The organism is Micromonospora craterilacus (genome assembly GCF_003236315.1).
Taxonomy (GTDB): Bacteria; Actinomycetota; Actinomycetes; order Mycobacteriales; family Micromonosporaceae; genus Micromonospora; species Micromonospora craterilacus.
In genome coordinates this window covers 1-4,974 of record NZ_POTY01000344.1, presented here as the reverse complement: position 1 = coordinate 4,974, position 4,974 = coordinate 1, and the positions used below count along the sequence as shown (strand labels likewise).

Genomic DNA, 4,974 nt, shown 5'->3' with positions numbered 1-4,974 from the left:
CGCCAACAGCGTCGATCTTGCACTTTCGGTCGCCGGTACGCGGCTTATGCCGGAAAAGCGGCGACGAAAAGTGCAAGATCGCGGGGATCAGGGGGGCGCGCCGCCGGGAGGGAGAACGCTCCCTCCCGGCGGCGCGGGGGTGCGGTTAGTTGCGGGTGATGGTGAAGGTTGAGGTGGTGTTGCGGATGTCCTGCCAGTTGTTGGTCAGGCGAAGGTTGGTGAAGGTCGCCGAGCCGACGGCAGGGCCTTGGCCTGGCTCGGGTAGTTCGTTGACCCAGATTCCGAAGCCCGACTTGGCGTCGAAGGCGTCACCGCTGCGCTGCGCGCCGCTGATCGACACGTTGGTGAAGACCGTGTCGGTGACCGGGTTCTCCGGCTGGCTGCCGGTGTACTTGGTCTGGAACATGATGCCCGAGTAGGTCGGGTCCACGATGTCCACGTCGGTGACGCGGATGCCGCGGAACTCCTTCGACGCGGAGAAAACCCAGATCGCCGGGAAGGTCTGCGCGCCCCAGAAATGGCCGCCGGCCCGGATCAGCGAAATGTTCTCGAACCGGGTCGGCGGGCTGGCCCCGAACCCGATGAACGGGTAGCCGAAGTCCAGCGAGCTGATGGTGATCCCGGAGTACGTCAGCATGTCCGCGATGTAGAGGTTGCGAAACACGTTGTTGTAGCCGCCGTACACTGCGATCCCCGCCGCCCGCCAGGTCAGCGTGGCGGTCAGGTTCTCGAACACGTTGCCGTGGTTGCCGGTGGACGCACCCTGGTCGGTCGCGGAGAACAGCGCGAACGCGTCGTCGCCGTTGGAGCGGCCCTCCGAGTTGCTGATCAGGTTGTTGGTGCTGCCGTTGGTCATGTTCACCGCGTCGGCGAAGGTGTTCCGGAACCGGCTGTTGGTGATCTTCAGCCCGTCGACGCTCACCCCCCAGTACGCGCACACGGTGTGCTCGACCCAGACGTTGTCCAGGGTCAGGTTGTCGACGTCCTTCAGCTCACCCCAGACCTTGCCCGGCCCGTCCTGCCGAACGGTGTAGTTGCCGAAGAAGGCGAGGTGTTCGAAGGACGATCCGCTGGCGCTGGGCTCCACCCGGAAACCGGCGTCGGTGTTCTGCTGCGACGACGGCGTCTGGAAACGGGTGAACCACATGCCGGCACCGACCACCTTCACCGCCTTGCCGTACACCTGGAACTTCTGCGCGGTCTCGTACGTGCCGGCGGGCAGGTAGACGCCGACCAGGTTGCCGGTGGTGTCCATCCGGACCGCGTCCAACGCGCTCTGCACGTCGGCGTGGCTGAACCCGTTGGGCACCCGGTAGCGAGCCGGATCCGGGTTCGCCCGAGGTGCCACCAGCTCCAGGTTGACGAAGTCGATGGCGTACGTGGTGGTGTTCGCCGGGTCCTTCTGCAACCGGATCCGGCTGCCGGCCGGGATGGTCGAGTTGAGCAGCACGTTCGCCTCGTCGTAGAGGTGCCGGGGTGGTCCGGCGCTCGGCGAGTCGCTCGGGCTGGCCTCGGCGCCGTACAGCCAGATGTGCTTCGAGGTGAGGCTGATCGGCTTGTGCAGCACACCGTTGACGTAGATGTTCAGCGTCGAGCTGATCCCGCCGCCGTTCGGAGCGTCCGGGATGGAGAAGCGGGTGACCAGGGCGTTGGCGTCCGCCTTGGTGGTCCACTCGACGTACGCGCCGGTGCTGTTCAAGGTCACCGCCCGCCGGCCGGACGCCTCGCCGGCCAGGTCGCCGATGGTCCGGTTCGGCCCGATCACCTGCGCACCGCCGCCGACCGAACCCTCCTCGGCCTCGTACATGTCGTACGGCAGGTTGGCGCCGCGACCCACGAACAGCGGCCGCTCGCTGGTGTTGTTGGCCCGCTTCACCGGCAACTCGTTGGCGTCGTCGGCGATCACCACCCGGACGGTGTACCGGCCGTTGGCCGCCGTCCAGGTGCCCAGGTTGACCGGGCCGGCCGTCGCGCCGACGCCGATGGTGCCGGTGTACGAGCCGGTGAGGGTACGCACCACCGTGCCGGAGTCGTTGAGCACGGTGAGCGTGATGCCGTGCGCACCGCCCGCCGAGGCGATGGTGCCCTGGTTGCGCAGGGTCACCGCGAAGCTGACCGTTGCGCCGGCGGCCGGCGTGCCGGGCGACCAGGTGACCGCCGAGGCGACCAGGTCCGAGCTGGCCACCGGGCTGACCGTCAGCCGGGTCGGGCTGGTGTAACTGTTGTTCGACTCGTTCTGCTCGATGACCGTGTTCGCCGGGTCGACGGTGGCGCTGACCTGGTAGCTACCGGCGTCCCGCGCGGCGATGGTGGTCGACACGTTGGTCGACGCACCGGCCGCGAGGGCACCGACGTTCGCCTGGCCCACCTTCGTCCCGTCCAGGGCGAAGTCGACCGTGGTCGCGCCGGAGGCCAGCGTGCCGGCGTTGCGCACGGTGGCGGTGAGCGTGATCTGGTCGGTCTCCACCGGTGCGGCCGGGGCGAAGGTCACGTTGGTGACGGTGAGGTCCGGGTTCGGTGCCGGGGTGCCGATCACCTGGAACTCGGCGACCTGGCCGTTGGACGCCCCGGTGTTGGCGGTGAACTGGAGCCGGACGTCGGCGGCCGTCGCCGACACCGGGATGGTCACCGTGTTGCTGCTGGTCGGGCTGAACGAGTAGTTCGCGGAGCCGACCAGGGTGCTGAAGCCGGAGGCGGACTGCTCCCGGCCGAGCACCGAGAAGGTCTGCGTACGCGGGCCCCAGGCCGGGTCGGGGTTCAGCTTCACCACGATCGCGGTGATGCTCGCGTTCGCGCCGAGCGCGACGGTCAACGTGCTCGGGTACGCCCCCGGCGCGCCCTCCCAGTAGGTGGTGACGTCGTCGTCGACCGCGTTCGCCGCGGCGAAGACGTGCACCATCGAGGAGGCGGTGGCCGGCTTACCCGCGGCGAGGTTGGTCCCGCCCGGGGTGCTGCCCACCCGGGTCACCGTGTTGCTGTTCGCGGAGACGTTGCCGGCCGCGTCCTTCGCCCGCACGAAGTACGACACCGTCGCACTCGCCGGCTGGCTGTCCGTGTACGTCAACGTCGTACCCGACACACTGGCCCGCAGGCTGCCGTTGGCGTACACGTCGTAACCGGTCACCCCGACGTTGTCCGTCGACGCCGACCAGGTCAACCGGATCTGCCCACCGCCCGGCTCGGTGAACGCCAGATTCGTCGGCGCGGTCGGCGCCTGGGTGTCACCGGAGCTGCCGGTACGGGTGACCGTGTTGCTGTTCGCGGAGACGTTGCCGGCCGCGTCCTTCGCCCGCACGAAGTACGACACCGTCGCACTCGCCGGCTGGGTGTCCGTGTACGTCAACGTCGTACCCGACACACTCGCCCGCAGGCTGCCGTTGGCGTACACGTCGTAACCGGTCACCCCGACGTTGTCCGTCGACGCCGACCAGGTCAACCGGATCTGCCCACTCCCCGGCTCGGTGAACGCCAGGTTCGTCGGGGCCGACGGGGGTTGGGTGTCGCCGGTGGCCGGGCCGTACACCTCCAGCTCGGCCAGCTGCCCGGCCGGCCAGCCGGTGTTCGCGGTGAACTGCAGCCGGACGTAGCGGGTGGCGGCCGAGCCGACGGTGATGGTCACCGTGTTGTTGGCCGCCGGGTTGAAGGCGTACCCGGCGGAGGCGACCAGGGTGCTGAAGGTCGACCCGTTGGTGCTGCCCTGCACGGTCAACGTCTGGGTGCGCGCCCCCCAGCCGCCGGGCAGCTTGAGCACCAGCCGGTCGACGGTGACGGTGGCGCCCAGGTCCACCTGGATCCACTGCGGGAAGGCGTTGTTCGGGCTCTCCCAGTAGCTGCCCTGGTTGCCGTCGTTGGCGTTGGCGGCGACGTAGACGTCGGAGTGGCCGCTGGCAGACATGCTCCGGCCGGCTGCCAGGTTGGTCGACGAGCTGGCCGCGCCGTACACCTCCAGCTCGGCCAGCTGCGCGGCCGGCCAGCCGGTGTTCGCGGTGATCGAGATCCGGACGTACCGGGTGGTGGTGGCCGGGAAGTCGATGGTGACGGTGTTGCCGCCGGCCGGGCTGAAGGTGCGGCCCGCCGAGCCGACGATGGTGCTGAAGCTGCTGCCGGTCGTGCTGCCCTGCACCGACAGCGTCTGGGTGCGGGTTTCCCAGCCCGCCGGCAGCTTCAGCTTGACCTGGTCGATGGACTGGCCGGAGCCCAGGTCGACCTGGACCCACTGCGGGAGGGCACCGCTGCTCTCCCAGTAGGTGCCGGCGTTGCCGTCGGTCACGTTGGCTGCGGCGTACGGGCCGTTGACGCTGCTGGCGGTCGCGGCGCGGCCGGCGGCGAGGTTCGGGCCGCCGGCCGCAGCGGCCGGAGGCGCGGGCGCGGCGGTGAGGGCGAGGCCGACCGCGGCGAGCACGGCGGTGAGCCGGGTACGGAATCTGGACATGGGGGATCGACACCTTCTTCCGGGACGTGGAGAGGCGTTGCGGGGGTGTGGTGCTCTTACGGCGTGGGTGGGCCCCGATCGGCGTGCGGGGCCCACCCACGGGTCAGGAGGCGTGCACCTCGAACTCGGCGATCTGGGCAGCCGGCCAGCCGGTGTTGCCGGTGACGTTGAGTCGCAGGTACCGGCGGTCACCGGCCGGCAGGTTGATCGACACCGTGTTGCCGGTGGCCGGGTCGAAGGTGCGACCCGCCGAGCCGGCAAGGGTGGTCCAGGTGTTGCCGTCGGTCGAGCCGAGCACCGACAGCGTCTGGGTACGGGTCTGCCAGGCCGACGCCGGTGGCAGCTTCAGCACGACCCGACCCACCTGCCGGGCGGTGCCCAGGTCGACGGTGAGGGTCTGCGGGAAGGCGTTGTTGGCGCTCTCCCAGTAGGTGTCCGCGTTGCCGTCCACCGCGTTGGTGGCCAGGTACACGTCGGTGTGGCTGGTGGCCGTGACCGGCCGGCCGAGCGCGAGGTTCCCGGCCGGAGGCGGGGTGGTGGTG

General features: G+C 69.8%; 2 protein-coding genes. Both read right to left on the bottom strand.

The genetic code is table 11. From position 1 onward, the window contains the following. Nucleotides 1-145 precede the first annotated feature (145 nt). Nucleotides 146-4,432, bottom strand: a complete 4,287-nt coding sequence (locus C1I95_RS31735; protein ID WP_111219521.1) for a discoidin domain-containing protein — start codon at nt 4,430-4,432, stop codon at nt 146-148. A 103-nt stretch (nt 4,433-4,535) separates the two neighbouring features. Beyond that, nucleotides 4,536-4,974 (bottom strand): discoidin domain-containing protein (locus C1I95_RS31730; RefSeq protein WP_146605921.1); only part of this gene is annotated, 439 nt, incomplete at its 5' end.

Bases quoted from the DNA above. Each gene is read 5' to 3' on its own strand.
- C1I95_RS31735 (WP_111219521.1), bottom strand. From the start codon at position 4,432: ATGTCCAGATTCCGTACCCGGCTCACCGCCGTGCTCGCCGCGGTCGGC.